Raw genomic sequence first — 20,805 nt, forward strand, 5'->3', positions numbered from 1 at the left:
TGGCGGAGCGACTGACCAACTGACTGAGGCTTGTGGCTCAGTTCTGGTGGTCGAGGATGTACTTCGTGGCGTCGCCGACGGTCTTGAGGTTCTTGACGTCGTCGTCCGGGATCTTGACGTCGAAGCGCTCTTCGGCGGCGACGACGACCTCGACCATGGACAGCGAGTCGACGTCCAGGTCATCGGTGAAGGACTTGTCCAGCTGGACGTCCTCGGTGGGGATCCCGGCGATCTCGTTCACGATCTCGGCGAGACCGGCGACGATCTCTTCCTGAGTGGCGGCCATTGTGGCGCTCCTTCGGTGTGTATCCAGAGGGTGTGGCGGCATCCGGTTCGGATCGAAGATCCGCACAGGATGCCTAGGGGAGGGTAACGACCGTGGCGGCGTACACGAGACCCGCCCCGAAGCCGATGACGAGCGCGGTGTCGCCGCTCTTCGCCTCGCCGGTCGCCAGAAGCCGCTCCATCGCGAGCGGAATCGAGGCGGCCGACGTGTTGCCGGTGGTGCGGATGTCACGGGCGACCGTGACGTGCTCCGGCAGTTTCAGAGTCTTCACCATCGAGTCGATGATCCGCTCGTTGGCCTGGTGGGGAATGAAGACATCCAGGTCGTCCGGGTTGATCCCGGCCGCGTCCAGCGCCTGCTGGGCGACCTTCGCCATCTCGAACACGGCCCAGCGGAAGACCGCCTGGCCCTCCTGCGTGATCGCAGGGAACTTGACGTTGCCCTGGGAGTCCAGCGGCAGCTGCGAGACATCACCGATGCGGTACGTGTCCCACGGCACGGTCTGCTTGATGGTGCCGGCCTTGTCGCCCTCGGAGCCCCACACGGTCGGGCCGATCTCGGGCTCCTGGGACGGGCCGACGATCACGGCGCCGGCGCCGTCACCGAACAGGAAGGCCGTCGCGCGGTCCTCAAGGTCGGTCAGGTCGGACAGCCGCTCCACGCCGATGACCAGCACGTACTCCGCGCTGCCCTCGACGATCATGCCCTTGGCGAGCGTGAGGCCGTAGCCGAAGCCGGCGCAGCCCGCGGAGATGTCGAACGCGGCGGCCTTGTCCGTGCCGAGCTTGTCCGCGATCTCCGTCGCGATCGCCGGCGTCTGCGCGAAGTGCGAGACGGTCGACACGACCACGGAGCCGATCTGCTCCGGCCGGATGCCGGCGTTCGCGATGGCCTTGCCGGACGCCTCGACCGACATCATCGCCACGGTCTCCTCGTCACTGGCCCAGTGACGGGTGGCGATACCGGAGCGCGAGCGGATCCACTCGTCGGACGAGTCGATCTTCTCGAGGATCACCTCGTTCGGCACGACCCGCGTCGGCCGGTAGCCGCCGACGCCGAGGATGCGCGCGTAGGGGGCACCCTTGCTGGGCTTGATCTTCGACATGCTGCTCGGATCTCCTTGTCAGGCCGTGGCTGCTGCGGCTACTTCGGCGATCAGGGCGCGGGCTGCGTCGAGGTCGTCGGGGGTCTTCAGGGCGAGGGTCTTGACGCCGGGGAGCGCGCGCTTGGCGATCCCGGTGAGGGTGCCGCCCGGGCACACCTCGATGAGCGCGGTGACACCGAGCTCCTGGAACGTCTCCATGCACAGGTCCCAGCGGACCGGGTTCGCGACCTGGCCGACCAGGCGGGAGACCACCTCGGCGCCGGACGCGACGGACTTGCCGTCCTTGTTCGAGACATACGCGACCGTGGGGTCGGCCGGGGCCAGCTCCTTGGCGGCCTCCTCCAGCTTCGTCACGGCCGGGGCCATGTGCCGGGTGTGGAACGCGCCCGCCACCTTCAGCGGCACCACGCGGCGCACCCCCTCGGGCTTGTCGGCCTCGAGGGCGGCCAGCTCCTCCAGCGTGCCGGCGGCCACGATCTGGCCCGCGCCGTTCACATTCGCCGGAGTCAGGCCCAGCTTCTCCAGGTGCGGGACGGTGACCTCGGGGTCGCCGCCGAGCAGCGCCGACATCCCGGTCTCCGTGATCGCCGCGGCCTCCGCCATGGCCAGACCGCGCGTGCGCACGAGCTTCAGCGCGGTGGCCTCGTCGAGCACCCCCGCGAACGCCGCGGCGGTGATCTCACCGACGCTGTGCCCCGCCACGGCGCCGGGCGACACATCGCCGAGCGCGGAGGCCGAGAGCAGCCCGGCCGCGACAAGGAGCGGCTGGGCGACGGCCGTGTCACGGATCGCGTCCGCGTCGGCCTGCGTGCCGTAGTGGGCAAGGTCGAGGCCGATGGCGTCGGACCACGCGGCAACGCGGTCCGCGGCACCGGGGAGTTCGAGCCAGGGAGTCAGGAAGCCGGGCGTCTGGGCGCCTTGGCCGGGAGCGACGAGTACGAGCACTCTCACACTCTCTCTTGGGGACGGGTCGGGCCGCCGGTGGGGACAGGGACGAAGAACCGAAGGGGGAATTGTAGGCCCCCGACAAAAGCCTACGACTGGGGATCGGCCTCGGCCAGACGCCCCAGGATGAGGGCGATGCGCAAGGTGAAGGCCGAGCGGACATCCGAGGGCGACCACCCGGTGACGTCGGTCACACGTCGAAGCCGGTAGCGGACGGTATTCGGATGCACGAAGAGCATCCGGGCCGCGCCCTCCAGACTGCTTGCCTGTTCCAGGTAGACGCTGAGCGTCTCGAGGAGCGCCGAGCCCGCCTCCTCGAGCGGTCTGTAGATCTCCTCCACCAACTGCTCTCGCGCGGCGGGGTCTCCTGCGATCGCGCGCTCCGGAAGCAGATCGTCCGCCAGAACGGGACGCGGAGCGTCCTGCCAGGCGCTGCACGCCTTGAGCCCGGCGGCGGCGGCCTGGGCGGACCGCGTGGCGGCCAGCAGGTCCGGCACCACGGGCCCGGCGACCACGGCGCCCGCCGCGAACGGGCCGATCAGCGACTTCGCCACGGCCAGCGGATTGTCGCTGCCGCCCGCGATCACGACGAGCCGGTTCCCGAGGACCCCGGTCAGGACCTGCAGCTTGGCGTGCCGGGAGGCCCGCCGGATCGCCTCCACCGTCAGCTCGCTGTCCCCGTCGGGCGCCGTGCCGAGCACCACGCACACGTGCTCGGGGGAGTTCCAGCCGAGGGCCGCGGCCCGGCTGACCGCGCCTTCGTCGGCCTCGCCGGACAGCACGGCGTTCACCACGAGCGACTCGAGCCGCGCGTCCCACGCACCCCGCGCCTCGGCGGCCTGCGCGTACACCTGGGCGGTCGCGAACGCGATCTCCCGTGCGTACACGAGCAGCGCCTCCCGCAGCACGCTCTCGTCGCCGGGGGCCGCCACCTCGTCGATGGCGGACTCCATGACCTCGATGGTCGTCCGCACCATCTCCACGGTCTGGCGCAGCGTGATCGCCCGGGTCAGCTCCCGGGGCGCGGTGCCGAACACATCCGTCGAGATGGCCTGCGGGGCGTCCGGGTGCCGGAACCACTCGGTGAACGCGGCGATACCCGCCTGTGCCACCAGACCGATCCACGACCGGTTCTCCGGAGGCATCGCCCGGTACCAGGGCAACGTCTCGTCCATGCGCGTGATCGCCTGCGCGGCGAGTGCCCCGGACGATTTCTCCAGGCGCTTCAGGGTCGCCGAGTGCGGGTGAGGCTCCGCGGGGCCGCCTTGACGGTCCGCTGGTTCGTTCGCTGAGGGCTGCTCTGATTCCGATTGGGGCACGGGGACAAGACTGCCTTATCGGGACGCCTCAGCGGAGTGGAGGGTCCGAGGTGAGCCCGTCGAAAGGCCGGAAACGGGGGCTACCGTGTACCGCGTGATTGATGTACGCCGCTCCGGCGACCGTTTCCCCGGTGGCGAACCCGAGGCGGGGATCGAATCCCTCCACGCGTTCTCCTTCGGACCGCACTACGACCCTGACAACCTGCGCTTCGGTGCCATCCTCGCCTGCAACGAGGAGCACCTCGCGCCGGGCGCCGGCTTCGACGAACACCCCCACAGCCACACGGAGATCGTCACCTGGGTCGTCACCGGCGAACTCACCCACCGCGACTCCACCGGCCACGAGTCCGTGGTCCGCCCCGGCGATGTGCAGCGCCTCAGCTCAGGCGGCGGCGTCCGCCACGTCGAACGCAACGACGGCGTCGAGCCCCTCACCTTCGTCCAGATGTGGCTAGCCCCCCTCGCCCCGGGAGGCGACCCCGCGTACGAGGTGGTGCACGGCATCGCGGACTCCACCCCGTACGACGTCCCCGCGGCGGGCGCCATGCTGCACGTCCGGCGCCTGGCGGCGGGCGAGCGGGGTGAGCTGCCGGCCGCCCCTCACGTCTACGTCCACGTGGTGCGGGGCGAAGTGCGGCTCGGAGACACGGAGTTGGCCGACGGGGACGCCGCCCGCATCACCGCGGAGACCGACCTCGAGGTGCTGGCGGCGACGGAGGCCCAGCTGCTGATCTGGGAGATGGGCGGGTAACCCCGGGCGGGCCACCCGGCCCCGCGGTCAGACCTCCGCGAGCACCGCGTCGGTGAACGGCGGCCACACCTCGGCCGCCCACGGCCCGAACGCCCGGTCCGTCAGCGCCACAGCGGCCACTCCGGCATCCGGGTCCACCCACAGGAACGTGCCCGACTGCCCGAAGTGCCCGAACGTCCGCGGCGACGACGAACTGCCCGTCCAGTGCGGCGACTTGTGGTCCCGGATCTCGAAGCCGAGGCCCCAGTCGTTCGGGTTCTGGTGCCCGTACCCCGGAAGCACGCCCTTCGTGCCCGGGTACTGCACGGTCATCGCCTCGGCCACGGTCCGCGGGTCGAGCAGTCGGGGCGCCTGCACCTCGGCGGCGAACCGCACCAGGTCGTCCACCGTCGACACACCGTCCTTGGCGGGCGACCCGTCGAGCGCCGTCGCCGTCATCCCCAGCGGTTCGAGCACGGCCTGGCGCAGGTACTCGCCGAACGGAATGTCCGTCGCCTTCGCGATGTGGTCCCCGAGCACCTCGAAGCCCGCGTTCGAGTACAGCCGCCGCGTGCCCGGCTCGGACGTCGTCCTGTGCTCGTCGAAGGCGAGGCCGCTGGTGTGCGCGAGCAGGTGCCGGACCGTCGAGCCCTCGGGTCCTGCCGGCTCCTCCAGCTCGATCGCCCCTTCCTCGTACGCGACCAGCGCCGCGTAGGCCGCGAGCGGCTTGGTGACCGAGGCCAGCGGGAAACGGTGGGCCGTGGGTCCCCGGGTCCCCAGCACTGTGCCGTCCGCACGGACGACGGCTGCTGCGGCGGTCGGTACCGGCCAGTTCTCGATCAACGCGAGGCTCTGCATGCGTACGAGCCTAATTCCTCGCCGGCGGCGTCAGAGAGTCAGCCTCATGGCGGGCGCGGGAGTGCGGGCGAAGCCGAGGGAGGAGTACAGGGGCTCGCCCTCGGTGGAGGCGTGCAGATCGATGCGGCGCACGTCGCGCTCCTTGAACCAGGCAAGCAGCGCCTCCATGCAGCCCCGTGAGTAGCCGCGGCGCCGGTGCGCGGGATCGGTGCAGACATTGAAGACGTGTCCCGAAGTGCCCTCGGGGTTTCCGGGACCGCCCAGGCTCAGGTTGATGGTGCCGGTCGCACAGGCCGCGAGCGTGCCCGGAGCGTCCGGTGCCTCGACCACGAAAACCGCCAACGGGCCACCCTCGTCAGCCAGATGGGACCGCAGGACCCGCGCCGTGTACGGCTGCCACTCCACGTCGTCGCTCGGTCTCATCGAGTCCAGCATGATCTTGCGCAGGCGGACCAGTTCTTCGGCGTCGGCGGGCGTGGCACGGCGTACGGCAGTCATGGGCCGCACCGTAACCGGGCCGTCTTCGAGGTGTCCTCCCTTTTCCTGTGCCGCCCGATTTCCTGTGCCGCGCTTGCTTGGAGTGCACTCCAAGGTTCTAGCGTGGGGGCCATGACGGTGATGGAGACCACGTCCCGGCCCCGCGCGGCGACCCGGAAGACCGACAACTGTGCCTCGGCGCCCCCCTCACACCCCCGACCCGAGGGCCAGGACCACTACACCATCAGCGAGGTCGTCGCTCTCACCGGACTGACCGCCCACACCTTGCGCTGGTACGAGCGGATCGGCCTGATGCCCGACGTCGACCGCTCGCACACCGGGCAGCGCCGCTACAGCAACCGTGACCTGGACTGGCTGTCGCTCGTCGGCAAGCTCCGGCTCACCGGGATGCCGGTGGCCGACATGGTGCGCTACGCCGAACTCGTGCGCCGGGGCGAGGAGACCTTCGACGAGCGCAGGGAACTGCTTGAAGCGACCCGCCGCGACGTCCTGAACCGGGTGGCCGAGCTGCAGGACACCCTGGCCGTACTGGACTACAAGATCGACTTTTACGCGGGCGCCCGACCGGCGCCGGAAAGGGCTTGATCCTCATGAGCAGCACGGAGCGGACGCCGCGGACGGGCGGGCAGCGGCGCATTTCCACTGTTGAGTTGGGAAACAACGGGCCCGTGGTGGGCATTCAGGGCCTCGGCTGCATGGGAATGAGCTGGGCCTATGGACCGACGGACGCCGATGAGGCGAGGGCCACCCTGGAGCGGGCCCTTGAACTCGGCGTCACCTTGTACGACACCGCCGACGCCTACGGTGCCGGTGAGAACGAGAAGTTCCTCTCTCCCTTCGTCAAGGCGCATCGGGACGAGATCGTCCTCGCGACCAAGTTCGCCATCGGGTCCGATCCGAGCGACCCGTACAAGCGCGTCATCAGCAACGACCCCGCCTACATCAGGACCTGCATCGACGCCAGCCTCCAACGCCTGGACGTCGACTCGGTCGACCTGTACTACATGCACCGCCGCGACCCGAAGGTGCCGATCGAGGAGTCGGTCGGCGCGATGGCCGAACTCGTCGCCGCCGGCAAGGTCAAGCACCTCGGCCTGAGCGAGGTCACCGCCGCCGAACTGCGCGCCGCCCAAGCCGTCCATCCGATCGCGGCCGTCCAGTCCGAGTGGTCGCTGTTCAGCCGCGACATCGAACGCTCGGTCGTGCCCGCCGCCGCGGAACTCGGCGTCGCCCTGGTCCCGTACTCCCCACTCGGCCGTGGCTTCCTCACCGGAGCCTTCGTCTCCGCCGACAAGGAACTCACCGACGGCGACTTCCGACGCCAACAGCCCCGGTTCACCGGGGACAACGCCGCCGCCAACGCGGCCCTGTTGGAACCGGTCCGCCAGGTCGCCGACGCCCACGGCGCCTCACTCGGCCAGGTCGCCCTGGCCTGGGTGCAGCAACAGGCTGGGGCCTTCGGCCTCGGCGTCGCCCCGATCCCCGGCACCCGCAAGCGCACGCGCGTCGAGGAGAACACCGCGGCGACCCACATCGTGCTCACCGATGAGGAACTGGCGCTCCTGGAGCCCATCGCCGCGAAGGTCTCGGGCGACCGCTACGCGGACATGACCTTCACGTCGGCGGGCCGCGAGTAGCCGGTCCGCCAGAGGAGGGGCGGCCGTGCGGCCCACGGGGCCTCACGCCAGTCCCAGCGCGAACACCGCGAACCCGGCGGCGAGCAGCCCCGCCAGAGCACGGCGTCCCCGGCTTACCTGCTTCCACGGTGACTCGAAGCCCCGCGCATAGCGGCCTATCAGGACGAGCAGAGCCGCGAACAGCGGTAGCCACGCGAGGCGGATCGCTATCCAGGCGAGCGTGTCCGGGGCCGTCGTGAGGCCCGGTATCGCGCCGGCGAACGAGCCGGGTATCGCCGCCGCGAGCAGCGCCGTCTGATGCCAGCACAGGACGGTCATCGCCGACAGGTTGATGACCACGACCGGTGCCCACAGGGCCGGGCGGCGCAGCAGCCTGCCCAGGCGGTCCCGCACCAGGATCGCCGCGCCGCTCTGCGCGGCCGCGAGGGCGAGGACCAGCAGCGACGGCGGATGCGAGTTCGTCCGTGCCTCGCCCGGCACCCCGACCATCGACGCCGGGTAGTGGAAGAGCAGCAGCAAGGCCGCGAACAGTGCCGTGCCACCGACGAGCAGTGCCCACGCTCCCCGCTTTCCGAGCCTATTCTCGCCCCAGCAGACGCCGAGTTGATAGGCGAACAGCCAGCCCGGCAGGAGATTGAGCAGGCTCAGCCACGACGGCATGGCGGAGGAGAAGGGCCCGTACCGGAGGAAGTCGACGACGGCGACCGATCCGATCAGTGGAACCACGGACCAGGCGCCGAGCCTGTGCGCCGCCTTGATGCACCACGGTGTGAGCGCGGTGATCACGGTGTAGATGCCGACGAACCACAGGGGCTGTATCACCAGCGTGGAAGCCGTGCGCAACGTCGGCAGGGGCACCCCGAGGGCGTACAGCAAGGGGGCAAGCGCGGCCCACACCGCGGTCACGCCCAGCACGGGCCGACCCAGACGGGCAAGCCTGCCCCGCAGCCAGCCGGCCGTCGACGTGCCCCGCTCCCGGGCCCGCCGGAACGACAGGACCGACGCGTATCCGCCGACGAGGAAGAAGACTCCGAGCATCTGCAACACCCAACTGAGGGGCGCGAAGAAGCCGAAGCTGCTCAGCGGGCTCGCATTGTGCAGGGCGCCCTGCGGGTCCAGCGTGAAGCCCGCGAGCAGCCAGTGGCCCGTGGGCACGGCGAGCAGGGCCAGCGCCCGCAGCCCGTCCACTGCCCGATCCCGGTGGGCCGGGGTCTTCGCGTCGATCGAGGCGACTGCCGAGGACACGGAGGCGCGGAGAGAAGTGGCGGTCATGACGCAGCTCCCGTGGCGATGTCGGCGAAGGCGCGCAGCGAGTCCGTGCCCGGCGCGAAGTAGCCCGTGTGGCCCTGGGCCTGCTCGGCAGGCACCCGCCGGGCTCCGAAGGAGGGGTCCGTCGGGTCGGTGCCGTGTCCCAGGCCGAACAGCTCGACGTTCGGCACCTTGCCGATCCAGTCGCTGTCGTCCCGGGCCGCCCACACCCTGGCGCGGGTGTGCAGTTCGGCCACCGTGTCGGCATGCAGTCCGGGCGAACCGAGGGCCACAAGATCCGCCGCGGGAAGCCGGGACGCGGCGAGCCCGCACACCACCGACCCGTAGCTGTGGCAGAAGACGGCCGGCTTCGGGGTGCCGGCCGCGGTGAGGCCCTGCGCGAAGCGGACCAGCCTGGGGGCTCCCGCCTCGGCGAGCCGCCCCGTGGCCGCATCCGGGCCCAGACCCACCGGGGTGGTGTATCCGGCCCACGCCACCACGGCCGACTGCCCGGCCATCGCCCGATGCAGCGAGCGCGCCATCCCGGCCGGTGTCCCGTACACGTCCCTGGTCCGGTCGAACGAGCCCAGGTCGATATCGGAACCCGGCACGATCACGGAGACATGCCGAGCCGTCCCCAGGTCCCCATAGACCTCCGCCACCTGGCCACGCCCACGGGGATCGAAGGCGAGTATCCGGCGGCCCTGCGCGAGCAGTTGGGAGCAGCGGGCGGCGAGTTCCCGCGCCGAGGTCCGCTGTCGCTCGGTAAGCGTTCGGTCCTTGGCGTCGGCGCGGGCCCTTGCCTGCTCGGCCCGCAGCGACAACGCGTTCGCCTCGTACCGCAGAGCGATCGGGGCCCCGTCCAGATTGCCGACGACCGACGGGTGTCGCGCGACCAGAGCGCGCTGCTCCGCACCGCTCAACCCGCGGAAGAAGGCGGCGACTTGTGGCGGCCTCGCTGTCGCGGGGTCAGGCAGTCCGCGGCCCAGCGAATCGTCCGCGCGCCACGAGGCGGTGCCCGGGGGAGGGCCCGTGAGCGGGCGCTGTTCCTGGCCCGATGCCCAACCCGCTGTGCCGGACACGGCGATTGCCGTGAGCGCGGCGGCTGCCACGGCGCGACGGCCACGTTGTTTCCATGAGCTCAGGCCCATCGCCCGTCTCCCCTTCGTCCAGTGGTGTGACGAGGGGAAGGTAGGAGGACGGACGCGGCCGGGGCGTCACACTGGGGAGCCAACCAGCCCTTGATACCTGGGTATTGATGACTGATACCGCAGTAGGGGGTGGGGCGCCTCAGGGGTGGCGCATCACCGGCCGCCGGGCTCTACGAGACCCGATTCATACGCGAAGATCACGGCCTGCGCCCGGTCGCGCAGGCCCAACTTCGCCAGCACCCGGCCGATATGGGTCTTCACCGTCTGCTCGGCCAGCACCAGCTTCTGCGCGATCTCCTGGTTGGACAGTCCGCGCGCGATCAGCTCGAGAACCTCGGTCTCACGCGGTGTCAGTGTCTTCAGCAGCGGATCGTGGCTCTTGCGGTTCGCGGGGCGGGTCTTGGCGAAGTCCGCGATGAGACGCTTGGTGACCGTGGGAGCGAGCAGCGCCTCACCGGCCGCGATCACGCGCACCGCGGCGATCAGATCGGCCGGTGGCGCGTCCTTGAGCAGAAACCCGGACGCGCCCGCCCGCAGCGCGGCGTACACATAGTCGTCGACGTCGAACGTGGTGAGCATCAGGACCTTCGGCCGGTGCACCACGCCGGGCGGCGGGTCCATCAGTTCCTTGGTCGCGGCCAGCCCGTCCATTTCCGGCATCCGGACATCCATGAGGACGACATCGGGATGCGTGGAGCGGCTCACCTGGACGCCTTCCTTGCCGTCCGGGGCCTCTCCCACGACGTCGATGTCACTCTGTGCGTTCAGCAGCGCGGCGAACCCCGCCCGCACCATGGTCTGATCGTCGACGATGATCACGCGAATGGTCATGCGTGCCGAATTCCTTTATGCCGTCGGGGAGTCGGGCACGCTCAATGGGAGCTGGGCCGCGACACGGAAACCTCCGTCGGGCAGCGGTCCCACGTCCAGCGTGCCGCCGACCAACCGTACGCGCTCGTTCATCCCTATCAGCCCGTGTCCGGTACCGGCGGTCGATTCGACGGGCGATACCGGGTCCGCGGCCGGCCCGTTGACCACGACCACCAGCAGGGTGTCACCGTCGAGGCTGATGGAGATCTGGGTCCGTGCACCCGGAGCGTGCCGCACCACGTTCGACAGTGCCTCCTGCACGATGCGGTACGCGGAGAGGTCCACCGCCGGAGACACCCGGGCCAGCTCGACGACGAGAGCCAGCTCCGGATAGGACAGCTCGGCCGGCACCCCGCCTCGTACAGTCGCCTCGACCAGCTGCGGCAGGTGCGCGAGGCCGGGCTGCGGGACCAGGTCGCCCTGCGCCTCTTCGCTGCGCAGGACCGCCAGGAGACGGCGCATCTCGGTCAGCGACGCGCGCGCACCCGTGGCGATCGACTCGAACTCCTCGCGTGCCTCGTCGGGCAGGTCCTGCAGCCGGTAGGGCGCGGAGTCCGCCTGCACGGTGATCACCGACATGTGGTGGGCGACGACGTCGTGCAGCTCGCGCGCGATCCTGGCCCGCTCCTCGAGCAGCGTTCTGCGGGTCCGCTCGGCCTCACTGATCGTCTCCTGCGCGACGAGCTTGCGTCTGGTCTCGCCGCGCTCCCGCAGCAGGGCGCCCAGGAGCAGCACCCCACCGCTCAGGACGATGAGGAGCACCCCCGTGTCCTGGCTGGTGCTGTCGCGGAAGATGCCGACCACGATGCTGGCGGCGACGGTGACCAGCCAGATGTTGACGAGAGTGCGACGGCTCTCCCGCAGAGCCAGCGCGATGCACAGCACCACGTAGGCCACGATCACCATGGCCGTCCATGGCGAGGGGTGGTGGGCGTCCCCCTGAAGCACCGGGATCGTGCCCAGCACGGCCGCGGTGATCATGATGTACCAGGCGGCAAGCGGGCGGCTCACCGCGAGGACCAAGGGAGCGGACTGGGCCACGCCGATCGCGGCGGCCAGTCCGCCGCCGACCCCGTAGTCGTTCGCCAACACCTGGGTCGTGACCGGAATCAGCGCCGCGGTGAAGCCCAGAGCAACCAGATACGGCAACAGCCGCATCCAACGGCGGGGCGCATGCGCCAGCAGGGGCTCCGACCGGTTGTCGCCCAGGGCCACGGTGAGTGTCGAACCGGCCCAGGCAAGCCGGTCGCCCAGCCGATGCACCGCTCCGGTCGTGCGCCGAGAACCCGTCCGGCCGGAACCTTCGTCCGGTGGGCGGGGCGTCTTCTCGGGAGATGGCGGTGCGGTGCTCATGGCCCGATCAGCGTAGACACCCGGGACCGGTCGTGCCGTCATACCGGAGTGCTCAACCGCACCCCCTACCCAGGTATGAGGTCACAGCTCGGCGAGCAGCTCGGCCTTCTTCGACGTGAACTCCGCGTCGGTCACCAGACCCGCCTGGTGCAGCTCGCCCAGGTGCCGGATGCGGTCGGCGATGTCCGCGGGGTCGCGCCTTCCGGCCCCCGCCGACTCGGTACACAATGCCCCGCCCTGCGGCGGCGCCGGGCCGGAGGCACGCACGGCCGCCAGTACCGAGGCGGCGAACGGCAGCGACTCGTGCACCGGACCGTAGCCGAGGCCGAAGACGACAGCGGCCGGATCCTGGTCCGCCTGACCGGGCTGTTCCGCGGCGGCGTCCCGGGGCAGCAGGCGCAGATGGCCCTCGAAGAGTTCGGGCGAGCGCCATTCGACGCCGCTCAGGTCCGAGATCGGGAACGTCTTGTCCCCGGCTTTCCACTTCGCGGAAGAGGCCCCGGTCCAGAACCAGCGGAAGGCCACCGAGTCCCCGTCGAAGGTGGCCTTCCCGTCGTAGGCCTTGAACTGCCGGGGCGCCTCGGGAGGCGCCACAAGATACTTTTCCGGACGCACGTCTTCGTGGTCGGAGAGCTTCGCCCGCAGCTCGTCCGCGTAGTACTCGCCGAGCGTCTCCCGCTCGGCGGGCAGCACGAGGCGGTACGGGTCGCTCCCCTCCTTGAGCTGACCCGCGGCAGCGTCCATCAAGGGGTCCGCGCCCGGCCGCGGCACCGCGTGCAGCACGACGGTCCCGCGTTTTCCGGGCGTCAGGGACACCGCCGCGACCGCTTCCAGAGGGATGCGGCGTTCGCCCAGCGCCTGAAGGAGCTTCGGCGTGCGGATCCCCCGTTCGAAGCGGATGAGCACGGAGTCGGACTCGAACTCCCAGGCGGCATGAAATCCGGCCAGTACGTCACCCATGTGGCTCATCGTAGGCGGAGCGCGCGTCTCCGTCGCCTGTCGTGGCAGACCGCTGTTTCAGCACTTTCTACGCGCGTCAGGCGGAGACGTTCCCGGAAAAACCGTCCAGACAGCCCTGACCTCCGCCGGCACAGTGCACTGTCCTGTACCCGCCGATGCCGATGTCGGCGAAGTTGGCGAGGCTCTCGGTGCCCGGCACGAAGTAGCCGGTGTGGCCCTTGGAGTCGCCGGCCGCGAGGACGCGCGCGCCGAACGCGGAGGAGACGGGGTCCGCTCCGTGGCCGAGACCGCCCACCTCCATGTAGGGAATGTCCTGGATCCAGTCGTCCTTGTCGCGCATGGCCCACACGCGCGCGTGCGTGTCCAGACCTGCCGCGGTCTGGGCGCGCATACCGGGACTGCCCGCCACCGCGATGTCGCTGACCCGCCCCGGCATGTGGTGCGCCGCGACACCGCACACCACCGAGCCGTAGCTGTGGCAGTACAGGGCGACGGAGGACCGGCCCGGCAGACCGCGCAGCATCGCGTTGAGCCGCACCGCTCCGTCCTCGGCACGCATCGCCGTGGCGGCGTCCACGCCCAGGCCGGCCGGCGCGGTGTAGTCGGCCCACGCGACGACCGCGGTGCGGGTGTGCGGACTGGCGCTGCGCTCGGCGCCGTACAGGGAGCGCGCCATGCCCACGGGCGCCGAGTACTGGCGGGACGTGCGCTCGAAGGTGAGCACGTTCGTGTCGACTCCCGGCACCACGACGGACACCCGCTGGGCCTTGTCGAGGTCACCGAAGACCTCGGCGACCCGGCCGGCGCCCAAGGGGTCGAAGGAGAGGATCTTGCGATCGGGCTTCGCCAGGGACGCGAACCGGTTCATGCGCTTCTTCGCGTCGGCGTGACCGACGGACGACAACCGGTTGTCGTACATGCGCTTGTGCTCGACCTGGCGGGCCTGGTCGAGCGCGATGCGGTTGGCGCGATAACGCAGCTCTACAGGTGCACCGTTCATATTGCCGACCGCGAGCGGATACCGGGCGGCGAGCTCGCCGCGCTGGTGGGCGCTCAGCGAGCCGAAGAAATGCGCGAGGCGGTGGGGGGAGCCGTCGTGCGCGGGCAGGGCATGTCCGTTTATCCGGCCGTGCTCCCAAGAGGTGAGCGCGGTCTGGAGCGGAGATGTGACGCCTCGCTGATGACGCACCGCGGTCCAGCCGGTGGTGGCCAGCATGACGAACACGACGACCAGCGCAAGCAGTGCGCGCCAGACGTTGAGTTGGGGGGAGGTATCGAAGGAAGTCACTGCGGGACACCCTAGGAGAAGCGCATGCGGCACCGTGAATGAGGTGAGGCGGATCACGTTTCCCGTGGTGTATTTGGGTAAAACCGGACGCGGGTGCGTTGTTGCCTCACGCTGTGTCATCCCTGGTCGCGGCGCCATTGTCCGGCCAGTGAAGGCCTCAAATGGTCCAGGTACGACTCGGTGAGTGCGCGGATCGACTCGAGGCTCGCGTCCTCTCCCGCGCCCCACAGGCGTCCGGTCATCCGCATGACGCCACCGAACGCGGCGACGGCCACGCGCGGCCGTGGATCGCTGTTCACGTCGAGGCCTTCGCGTTCGGCGACCACGCGCGCGAGTTCCTCTTCCAGTTCGATGGAGCGGCGCAAGTGAACGGCGAGCAGGGAGGGGGTCGACTCGATCATCTGGTAGGTGCGCATGTGGAGTTCGAGGGGGATGAGCTCCTCCACGACGCGGCTCATCGCGTCCCATGTGCCGAGTACGGTCCGCCGCAGTGCCTCGAACGGGCTTTCCCCCAAGGGGCGTTCCCGCAGCGCGGCGACGAAGCGGGCCTCCACCGTCTGCTGCACCGCGAGGGCGACCTCTTCCTTGTTCGCGAAATACCGGAAGAAGGTGCGCTGGGACACCCCGCAGGCGTCGGCGATCTCGTCGACCGTCGTCCGGTCGAACCCCTGGGTCGTGAAGAGCTCAAGTGCGGTGCGCAGCAAGGCGTTTCGTGTGCGTTGCTTCTTGAGTTCACGCAGGTTGATTCGATCCGTCATCGTTCTCTTTCTCGCCGTTTGTGCAGCTCACCCTAGTGTGAGCGACGTGACAGTCGCTGACTTGTGAAATGGTTCGCCAAGTGTCAGTGGCTGTCATTAGCCTCGAACACATGACTAGTCAGACCACTGTCGACAAGGCGGATCGGGTTCCGGAGCCCGAGCACGTCCCGGCACCGGCCAAGGGGCTGCGCGGTCACCCCTGGTTGACACTCTTCTCCGTCGCGATCGGCGTCATGATGGTCGCCCTCGACGGCACCATCGTCGCCATCGCCAACCCGACTATTAAGAAGGACCTCGGCGCGACCTTCGCCGACGTTCAGTGGATCACCAACGGCTACTTCCTCGCCCTCGCGGTCGCGCTGATCACCGCGGGCAAGCTCGGTGACCGATTCGGTCACCGGCAGACGTTCCTCATCGGTGTCGTCGGCTTCGCCGCCGCGTCGGGGGCCATCGGCCTCTCCGACAGCATCGCCTTCGTCATCACCTTCCGCGTGCTCCAGGGCCTGTTCGGGGCGCTGCTCATGCCTGCCGCGCTCGGCCTGCTGCGCGCCACGTTCCCCGCCGAGAAGCTGAACATGGCGATCGGTATCTGGGGCATGGTCATCGGCGCCTCGACCGCCGGCGGGCCGATCGTCGGCGGGCTGCTCGTCGAGCACGTCAGCTGGCAGTCGGTCTTCTTCATCAACGTCCCCATCGGCGTTCTCGCCCTCGCCCTGGGGCTTTTCATCCTCCTGGACCACCGCGCCGAGAACGCGCCGCGGTCCTTCGACATCCTCGGCATCGTGCTGCTGTCCGGCGCGATGTTCTGCCTGGTCTGGGCGCTCATCAAGGCGCCGACCTGGGGCTGGGGCGACGGCATGACCTGGTCGTTCATAGCCGGTTCGGTGCTGTGCTTCGTGGTGTTCGCGCTCTGGGAGACCCGCGTCGCCGAACCGCTCATCCCGCTGGCCCTGTTCCGGTCCGTGCCGTTGTCGGCCGGTGTGGTGCTGATGGTGCTGATGGCCATCGCGTTCATGGGCGGACTGTTCTTCGTGACGTTCTACCTCCAGAACGTGCACGGCATGAGCCCGGTCGAGAGCGGAATGCACCTGCTGCCGCTGACCGGCATGATGATCGTCGGCTCTCCGCTGGCGGGGGCGATGATCACGAAGTTCGGTCCTCGTGTCCCGCTCGCCGGCGGCATGACGCTCACCGCCGTCGCCATGTACGGGATGTCCACGCTGGAACCGGGAACGGGCAGCGGGGTCATGTCCCTCTGGTTCGCCCTGCTGGGTCTCGGCCTCGCGCCCGTGATGGTCGGTGCGACCGAAGTCATCGTGGGCAACGCCCCGTTGGAGCTCTCCGGCGTGGCCGGCGGACTTCAGCAGGCCGCGATGCAGATCGGCGGAAGCCTCGGCACCGCCGTGCTCGGTGCCGTCATGGCGTCCAAGGTCGACAGCGATCTCGCCGGGAACTGGACGGGCGCCGGGCTCCCGCCGCTCACGCACGCCCAGTTGGGCCAGGCGTCGGAGGCGGTCCAGGTCGGTGTCGCGCCGGTGCCCCCGGGCACCCCGCCGGCGCTCGCCGAGAAGATCACGGGCGTCGCGCAGGACACCTTCATCTCGGGCATGAGCATGGCCTGCCTGGTCGCCGCCGGTGTCGCCGTCGTCGCCATCCTCGTCGCGCTGCTCACCAAGCGCGGGGAGAACGCGGAGGCGGGCGCGGGCGCGGCGCACATCTGACGGCCGGACGGCCATCGGACGGATCGCGCGAAACCCCTCTTGAGCCGCGCGAAACCGCTCGTACGAGGGAAGCCCCCGGGAACGATCCGGGGGCTTTCGCTTATCAGGGTGACGTCCCTCGGCAGCCCTTCCCGGAACCAGAGCTTCCGGGCCAGAGTGTCTGGCAGACGATCAGTCGCGAACGCAACTGGTCGACACGACACGGGGGTTGAAGCACATGCGTACATTCATGACCACGGCTGCCGCCGCTACCGCGCTCGCCGCGGTGGCGCTCACTCCGGGCCTCGCCACCGCGGCGGCGCCACCGACCTTGGGCGACTGCTCGGCGGGGGAGCTGTGTCTGTGGGGCAAGAGCGGGTTCAAGGGGTCACGGCACGCCTATGAACTGGCCGATATCGACATCGAGAGCTGCATCGCGCTGCCGGAGGGGAGCAGCGCGGCGTCCCTCGCCAATCGGACCGGCCGTCCCGTCACCACCTATCAATCCGCGGTGTGCGCGGAGACCGGCGAGTTCCAGACGTACCCCGGCAGCGGGACATGGGAGCCCGAATCCCCTTACCGGGTCCGGGCGTTCAAGGTCTGGGAGCAATAAGGGCCCGGCAGGGACAGTGGAGTACGCGCGCGATAGACCGCGGTAAGTGGGGTACCCGAAGCATCGCCCGAGTCCGGAACAACCGGAAGAACTCAGGGAGTGATGATGGCGGGCTTCGGACACACCACGCGCAAGCACCCCCGCTCACGTGGCCGCGCATGGTCACGGACCGGGCCGGACCGCGCGTCGCTCGGAATCATCGGCCTCATCTGCGCGATCGCCGGCTTCTTCACCCTGCGGATCGTGCTCGGACCGGTCGCCGTCGTCTGCGGCTGGCTGGCCATGGGCCGACGCTGGACCGGCACGGAGTCGGTACCGGCACTCGTCGCGGTCGTGCTCGGCGCGATCGACACTCTCCTCGCGATCGTCTGGCTGGCCTCGGCGGCCGGACCGCTCGCGGGAGGAGCGTTCTGAGCACGACCCGTCCGAGCACGACCCGGTAGATGCCGGAGGGCGGCGAGGCCGAAGCTCTCGCCGCCCTTTGCCGAAGCACCGCTCAGTCGGGCACTGCTCAGTCAGTCACCGCTCAGGCAGGCACCGCTCAGGCGTCGCCTCCGGCCGCGCCGGGATCGGCGGCCGAGACGTCCAGCAGCTGGTAGCGGTCGATCGCCTGCTTCAGGACCGAGCGGTCGACCTTGCCCTCGCGCGCCAGCTCCGTGAGCACCCCGACCACCACCGATTGGGCGTCGATGTGGAAGAAGCGACGCGCGGCGCCCCGGGTGTCCGCGAAACCGAAACCGTCCGCACCCAGCGACTGGTACGTGCCCGGCACCCAGCGCGCGATCTGGTCCGGGACCGAGCGCATCCAGTCGGAGACCGCGATGAACGGCCCCTGCGCGCCGGACAGCTTCTGCGTCACGTAGGGCGTGCGCTGCTCCTCTTCCGGGTGCAGCAGGTTGTGGCGCTCCACTTCCACCGCCTCGCGGCGCAGTTCGTTCCACGACGTCGCGGACCAGACGTCGGCCCGTACGTTCCAGTCCTGGGCGAGGATCTGCTGCGCCTCGATCGCCCACGGGACACCGACGCCCGACGCCAGGATCTGGGCGGGGATCGAGCCCGAAGTCCCGGTGCTGATGCGGTGGATGCCCTTGAGGATGCCCTCGACGTCGACATCGGCCGGTTCGGCGGGGTGCTGGATCGGCTCGTTGTAGACGGTGAGGTAGTAGAAGACGTCCTCGCCCGGCTTGCCGTCGGCGGTCGGGCCGTACATCCGGCGCAGGCCGTCCTTGACGATGTGCGCGATCTCGTAGGCGTACGCCGGGTCGTAGGCGACGCATGCGGGGTTGGTCGAAGCGAGCAGCTGCGAGTGCCCGTCCGCGTGCTGGAGACCCTCGCCGGTCAGCGTCGTGCGGCCGGCGGTCGCACCGAGCACGAAGCCGCGCGCCAGCTGGTCGCCCATCTGCCAGAACTGGTCGCCGGTGCGCTGGAAACCGAACATCGAGTAGAAGACATAGACCGGGATCAGCGGCTCGCCGTGGGTCGCGTAGGCGGATCCGGCGGCGATCAGCGAGGCCGTGCAGCCCGCTTCCGAGATGCCGTCGTGCAGCATCTGGCCGGTGGCCGACTCCTTGTAGGCGAGCAGGAGTTCACGGTCGACGGACTCGTACTGCTGGCCGAGCGGGTTGTAGATCTTCGCGCTCGGGAAGAAGGAGTCCATGCCGAAGGTGCGGTACTCGTCGGGGGCGATCAGCACGAAGCGCTTGCCGATCTCCTTGTCCCGCATCAGGTCCTTGAGCAGCCGGACGAAGGCCATCGTGGTGGCGATCGACTGCTGCCCGGAGCCCTTCTTGACGCCCGCGTACGCCTTGTCGTCCGGGAGCTGAAGGGGCTTCGCGCGCACGACGCGGGTCGGGACGTACCCGTCCAGCGCCCTGCGGCGGTCGTGCATGTACTGGATCTCCTCGGAGTCCCGGCCGGGGTGGTAGTACGGCGGGGCGCCGCCCTCCAGCTGCGCGTCGGTGATCGGGATGTGCAGCCGGTCGCGGAAGCCCTTGAGGTCGTCGACCGTCAGCTTCTTCATCTGGTGCGTGGCGTTGCGGCCCTCGAAGTTCGGGCCGAGGGTCCAGCCCTTGACCGTCTGCGCCAGGATGACCGTCGGCTGCCCCTTGTGCTCCCTGGCGGCCGTGAACGCGGCGAAGATCTTCTTGTGGTCGTGACCGCCGCGGCCCAGGTGCTGGATCTCCTTGTCGGTCATGTTCTCGACCATCGCGCGCAGGCGGTGGTCGTCGCCGAAGAAGTGTTCGCGGATGTAGTCGCCGGTCTCCGTGGCGTACGTCTGGAACTGGCCGTCGGGCGTCGTGTTGAGCCTGTTGACCAGGACACCGTCCCGGTCCCGCGCGAGCAGCGGGTCCCAACTGCGGTCCCAGACCAGCTTGATGACGTTCCAGCCGGCGCCGCGGAACTGGGACTCGAGCTCCTGGATGATCTTGCCGTTGCCGCGCACCGGCCCGTCGAGGCGCTGCAGGTTGCAGTTGACGACGAAGGTGAGGTTGTCGAGGCCCTCACGGGCGGCGATGGAGAGCTGGCCCAGCGACTCGGGCTCGTCCATCTCGCCGTCGCCGAGGAAGGCCCACACCTGCGACTTGGAGGTGTCGGCGATGCCGCGGGCCTCCATGTAGCGGTTCATCCGGGCCTGGAAGATCGCGCCGAGCGGGCCGAGGCCCATGGAGACGGTGGGGAACTCCCAGAAGTCCGGCATGAGGCGCGGGTGCGGGTACGAGGAAAGACCGTTGGGCGACTTCGACTTCTCCTGGCGGAAGCCGTCGAGCTGCTCCTCGCTGAGCCGGTCGAGCAGATAGGCACGGGCGTAGATGCCCGGAGAGGCGTGGCCCTGGAAGAAGACCTGGTCACCGCCGTCGCCCTCGTCCTTGCCGCGGAAGAAGTGGTTGAAGCCCACGTCGTACAGGGACGCGGAGGAGGCGAAGGTGGCGATGTGACCGCCCACGCCGATGCCGGGCCGCTGCGCGCGGGACACCATCACCGCCGCGTTCCACCGCGTCGCGTTCAGGACCTTGCGCTCGATGTCCTCGTTGCCGGGGAAGAACGGCTCGTCCTTGGTGGCGATCGTGTTGATGTAGTCCGTGCTGCGCATCTCGGGCACGGCCACGCGCTTCTCGCGGGCCCGCTCGATCAGCCGGAGCATCAGGTACCGGGCCCGCTCGCGGCCGCGCTCGTCGATTGCGGCGTCAAGAGAGTCGAGCCACTCCTGGGTCTCCTCGGGATCGAAGTCCGGGACCTGGCTGGGAAGACCGCCAATGATGATCGGGTTGCGATCGGATCCGGAAACCACGCTGTTCCTTCACTGTCGGTGATGCCACTGTTCCACTGTCGGGTACGCCGGGTACGCCGTTGTCCATCGTGTACCTCGAATTCGGAATCGTCATCTCTACCGAGAGGTAATTCGAGGTCCGGTCCGCGTCCCACCAGCCGTCGCGCTCAAACCGTCACGATACGCCGATTTCGCTCAGGTGTTCAGTGAAGGCGTGA

At 69.6% G+C, this 20,805-nt stretch carries 20 protein-coding genes; 6 read left to right on the top strand and 14 right to left on the bottom strand.

Going from position 1 to position 20,805, the window contains the following annotated elements; translation table 11 throughout:
* Positions 1-37: 37 nt before the first annotated feature.
* The 4 genes from ACOKM3_RS28140 to ACOKM3_RS28155 form a co-directional block, all read right to left on the bottom strand.
* Positions 38-286, bottom strand: a complete 249-nt coding sequence (locus ACOKM3_RS28140) for an acyl carrier protein (protein ID WP_266720003.1) — start codon at positions 284-286, stop codon at positions 38-40.
* Positions 287-359: 73 nt separating this feature from the next.
* Complete coding sequence (locus ACOKM3_RS28145; protein ID WP_426903812.1) at positions 360-1,391, bottom strand: ketoacyl-ACP synthase III; 1,032 nt, start codon at positions 1,389-1,391, stop codon at positions 360-362.
* Between the two features lie 18 nt (positions 1,392-1,409).
* Complete coding sequence (locus tag ACOKM3_RS28150) at positions 1,410-2,336, bottom strand: ACP S-malonyltransferase (protein WP_426903813.1); 927 nt, start codon at positions 2,334-2,336, stop codon at positions 1,410-1,412.
* Positions 2,337-2,425: 89 nt separating this feature from the next.
* On the bottom strand, positions 2,426-3,655 hold the full coding sequence (locus ACOKM3_RS28155) for a PucR family transcriptional regulator (RefSeq protein WP_426903814.1): 1,230 nt from the start codon (positions 3,653-3,655) through the stop codon (positions 2,426-2,428).
* An 85-nt stretch (positions 3,656-3,740) separates the two neighbouring features.
* Here ACOKM3_RS28155 and ACOKM3_RS28160 point away from each other — a divergent pair, with 85 nt between their 5' ends.
* Positions 3,741-4,406, top strand: coding sequence for a pirin family protein (locus tag ACOKM3_RS28160; RefSeq protein WP_426903815.1), 666 nt, complete (start codon positions 3,741-3,743; stop codon positions 4,404-4,406).
* A 27-nt stretch (positions 4,407-4,433) separates the two neighbouring features.
* Here the strand turns inward: ACOKM3_RS28160 and ACOKM3_RS28165 are convergent, their stop codons facing one another.
* Together ACOKM3_RS28165 and ACOKM3_RS28170 are read right to left on the bottom strand one after the other, a co-directional pair.
* Positions 4,434-5,243, bottom strand: coding sequence for a serine hydrolase domain-containing protein (locus tag ACOKM3_RS28165; RefSeq protein ID WP_426903816.1), 810 nt, complete (start codon positions 5,241-5,243; stop codon positions 4,434-4,436).
* A 30-nt stretch (positions 5,244-5,273) separates the two neighbouring features.
* Entirely contained in the window at positions 5,274-5,741 is a 468-nt protein-coding gene (locus ACOKM3_RS28170) for a GNAT family N-acetyltransferase (RefSeq protein WP_426903817.1), read from the bottom strand.
* A gap of 111 nt (positions 5,742-5,852) precedes the next feature.
* On the opposite strand from ACOKM3_RS28170, the gene ACOKM3_RS28175 reads away from it, so the two are divergent.
* Positions 5,853-6,326, top strand: a complete 474-nt coding sequence (locus tag ACOKM3_RS28175) for a MerR family transcriptional regulator (protein ID WP_426903818.1) — start codon at positions 5,853-5,855, stop codon at positions 6,324-6,326.
* Positions 6,327-6,331: 5 nt separating this feature from the next.
* Positions 6,332-7,378 (top strand): aldo/keto reductase, encoded by a 1,047-nt coding sequence (locus ACOKM3_RS28180; RefSeq protein WP_426903819.1) that lies wholly within the window; start codon positions 6,332-6,334, stop codon positions 7,376-7,378.
* Between the two features lie 42 nt (positions 7,379-7,420).
* Here the strand turns inward: ACOKM3_RS28180 and ACOKM3_RS28185 are convergent, their stop codons facing one another.
* The 7 genes from ACOKM3_RS28185 to ACOKM3_RS28215 all read right to left on the bottom strand — a co-directional run bounded on the left by ACOKM3_RS28185 (position 7,421) and on the right by ACOKM3_RS28215 (position 15,006).
* The gene (locus ACOKM3_RS28185) at positions 7,421-8,650 is read right to left on the bottom strand and encodes an acyltransferase family protein (protein WP_426903820.1); all 1,230 of its coding nucleotides are present in this window, start codon (positions 8,648-8,650) and stop codon (positions 7,421-7,423) included.
* Complete coding sequence (locus tag ACOKM3_RS28190; RefSeq protein ID WP_426903821.1) at positions 8,647-9,777, bottom strand: alpha/beta hydrolase; 1,131 nt, start codon at positions 9,775-9,777, stop codon at positions 8,647-8,649. The genes ACOKM3_RS28185 and ACOKM3_RS28190 overlap by 4 nt, the downstream gene beginning before the upstream one ends.
* 153 nt (positions 9,778-9,930) lie before the next feature.
* Complete coding sequence (locus ACOKM3_RS28195) at positions 9,931-10,608, bottom strand: response regulator (RefSeq protein WP_426903822.1); 678 nt, start codon at positions 10,606-10,608, stop codon at positions 9,931-9,933.
* Between the two features lie 15 nt (positions 10,609-10,623).
* Positions 10,624-12,000 (bottom strand): sensor histidine kinase, encoded by a 1,377-nt coding sequence (locus tag ACOKM3_RS28200; protein WP_426903823.1) that lies wholly within the window; start codon positions 11,998-12,000, stop codon positions 10,624-10,626.
* Between the two features lie 81 nt (positions 12,001-12,081).
* Positions 12,082-12,960 (bottom strand): DUF4429 domain-containing protein, encoded by an 879-nt coding sequence (locus ACOKM3_RS28205; RefSeq protein WP_426903824.1) that lies wholly within the window; start codon positions 12,958-12,960, stop codon positions 12,082-12,084.
* A 76-nt stretch (positions 12,961-13,036) separates the two neighbouring features.
* A complete protein-coding gene (locus tag ACOKM3_RS28210; protein ID WP_426903825.1) occupies positions 13,037-14,248 on the bottom strand; it encodes an alpha/beta hydrolase in 1,212 nt (403 codons plus the stop codon).
* Between the two features lie 116 nt (positions 14,249-14,364).
* Complete coding sequence (locus ACOKM3_RS28215) at positions 14,365-15,006, bottom strand: TetR/AcrR family transcriptional regulator (RefSeq protein WP_426903826.1); 642 nt, start codon at positions 15,004-15,006, stop codon at positions 14,365-14,367.
* A gap of 110 nt (positions 15,007-15,116) precedes the next feature.
* Between ACOKM3_RS28215 and ACOKM3_RS28220 the strand changes: the two genes are divergently transcribed.
* From ACOKM3_RS28220 to ACOKM3_RS28230, 3 genes are all read left to right on the top strand, one after another.
* Positions 15,117-16,727, top strand: coding sequence for an MFS transporter (locus tag ACOKM3_RS28220; RefSeq protein ID WP_426903827.1), 1,611 nt, complete (start codon positions 15,117-15,119; stop codon positions 16,725-16,727).
* Positions 16,728-16,944: 217 nt separating this feature from the next.
* Positions 16,945-17,319 carry a peptidase inhibitor family I36 protein gene (locus ACOKM3_RS28225; protein ID WP_426903828.1) on the top strand — a complete coding sequence of 125 codons (375 nt, stop codon included), beginning with the start codon at positions 16,945-16,947 and terminating at the stop codon, positions 17,317-17,319.
* Positions 17,320-17,421: 102 nt separating this feature from the next.
* Positions 17,422-17,733 carry a small hydrophobic protein gene (locus tag ACOKM3_RS28230; protein ID WP_426903829.1) on the top strand — a complete coding sequence of 104 codons (312 nt, stop codon included), beginning with the start codon at positions 17,422-17,424 and terminating at the stop codon, positions 17,731-17,733.
* 127 nt (positions 17,734-17,860) lie between these two features.
* On the opposite strand, the gene aceE is transcribed toward ACOKM3_RS28230, so the two are convergent.
* Positions 17,861-20,608 carry a pyruvate dehydrogenase (acetyl-transferring), homodimeric type gene (aceE, locus tag ACOKM3_RS28235; RefSeq protein WP_426903830.1) on the bottom strand — a complete coding sequence of 916 codons (2,748 nt, stop codon included), beginning with the start codon at positions 20,606-20,608 and terminating at the stop codon, positions 17,861-17,863.
* Positions 20,609-20,805: the final 197 nt, after the last annotated feature.

The organism is Streptomyces nidicola (assembly GCF_050106155.1).
In the GTDB taxonomy this organism is placed as follows: Bacteria; Actinomycetota; Actinomycetes; order Streptomycetales; family Streptomycetaceae; genus Streptomyces.

Excerpts from the sequence above, each read along its gene's own strand:
- ACOKM3_RS28205 (WP_426903824.1), bottom strand. The coding sequence starts at position 12,960 with ATGGGTGACGTACTGGCCGGATTTCATGCCGCCTGGGAGTTCGAGTCC.
- ACOKM3_RS28200 (WP_426903823.1), bottom strand. The coding sequence starts at position 12,000 with ATGAGCACCGCACCGCCATCTCCCGAGAAGACGCCCCGCCCACCGGAC.
- ACOKM3_RS28195 (WP_426903822.1), bottom strand. The coding sequence starts at position 10,608 with ATGACCATTCGCGTGATCATCGTCGACGATCAGACCATGGTGCGGGCG.
- ACOKM3_RS28215 (WP_426903826.1), bottom strand. The coding sequence starts at position 15,006 with ATGACGGATCGAATCAACCTGCGTGAACTCAAGAAGCAACGCACACGA.
- ACOKM3_RS28230 (WP_426903829.1), top strand. The coding sequence starts at position 17,422 with ATGATGGCGGGCTTCGGACACACCACGCGCAAGCACCCCCGCTCACGT.
- ACOKM3_RS28170 (WP_426903817.1), bottom strand. The coding sequence starts at position 5,741 with ATGACTGCCGTACGCCGTGCCACGCCCGCCGACGCCGAAGAACTGGTC.
- ACOKM3_RS28190 (WP_426903821.1), bottom strand. The coding sequence starts at position 9,777 with ATGGGCCTGAGCTCATGGAAACAACGTGGCCGTCGCGCCGTGGCAGCC.
- ACOKM3_RS28145 (WP_426903812.1), bottom strand. The coding sequence starts at position 1,391 with ATGTCGAAGATCAAGCCCAGCAAGGGTGCCCCCTACGCGCGCATCCTC.
- ACOKM3_RS28175 (WP_426903818.1), top strand. The coding sequence starts at position 5,853 with ATGACGGTGATGGAGACCACGTCCCGGCCCCGCGCGGCGACCCGGAAG.
- ACOKM3_RS28225 (WP_426903828.1), top strand. The coding sequence starts at position 16,945 with ATGCGTACATTCATGACCACGGCTGCCGCCGCTACCGCGCTCGCCGCG.
- ACOKM3_RS28185 (WP_426903820.1), bottom strand. The coding sequence starts at position 8,650 with ATGACCGCCACTTCTCTCCGCGCCTCCGTGTCCTCGGCAGTCGCCTCG.
- ACOKM3_RS28180 (WP_426903819.1), top strand. The coding sequence starts at position 6,332 with ATGAGCAGCACGGAGCGGACGCCGCGGACGGGCGGGCAGCGGCGCATT.
- ACOKM3_RS28165 (WP_426903816.1), bottom strand. The coding sequence starts at position 5,243 with ATGCAGAGCCTCGCGTTGATCGAGAACTGGCCGGTACCGACCGCCGCA.
- ACOKM3_RS28140 (WP_266720003.1), bottom strand. The coding sequence starts at position 286 with ATGGCCGCCACTCAGGAAGAGATCGTCGCCGGTCTCGCCGAGATCGTG.
- ACOKM3_RS28220 (WP_426903827.1), top strand. The coding sequence starts at position 15,117 with ATGACTAGTCAGACCACTGTCGACAAGGCGGATCGGGTTCCGGAGCCC.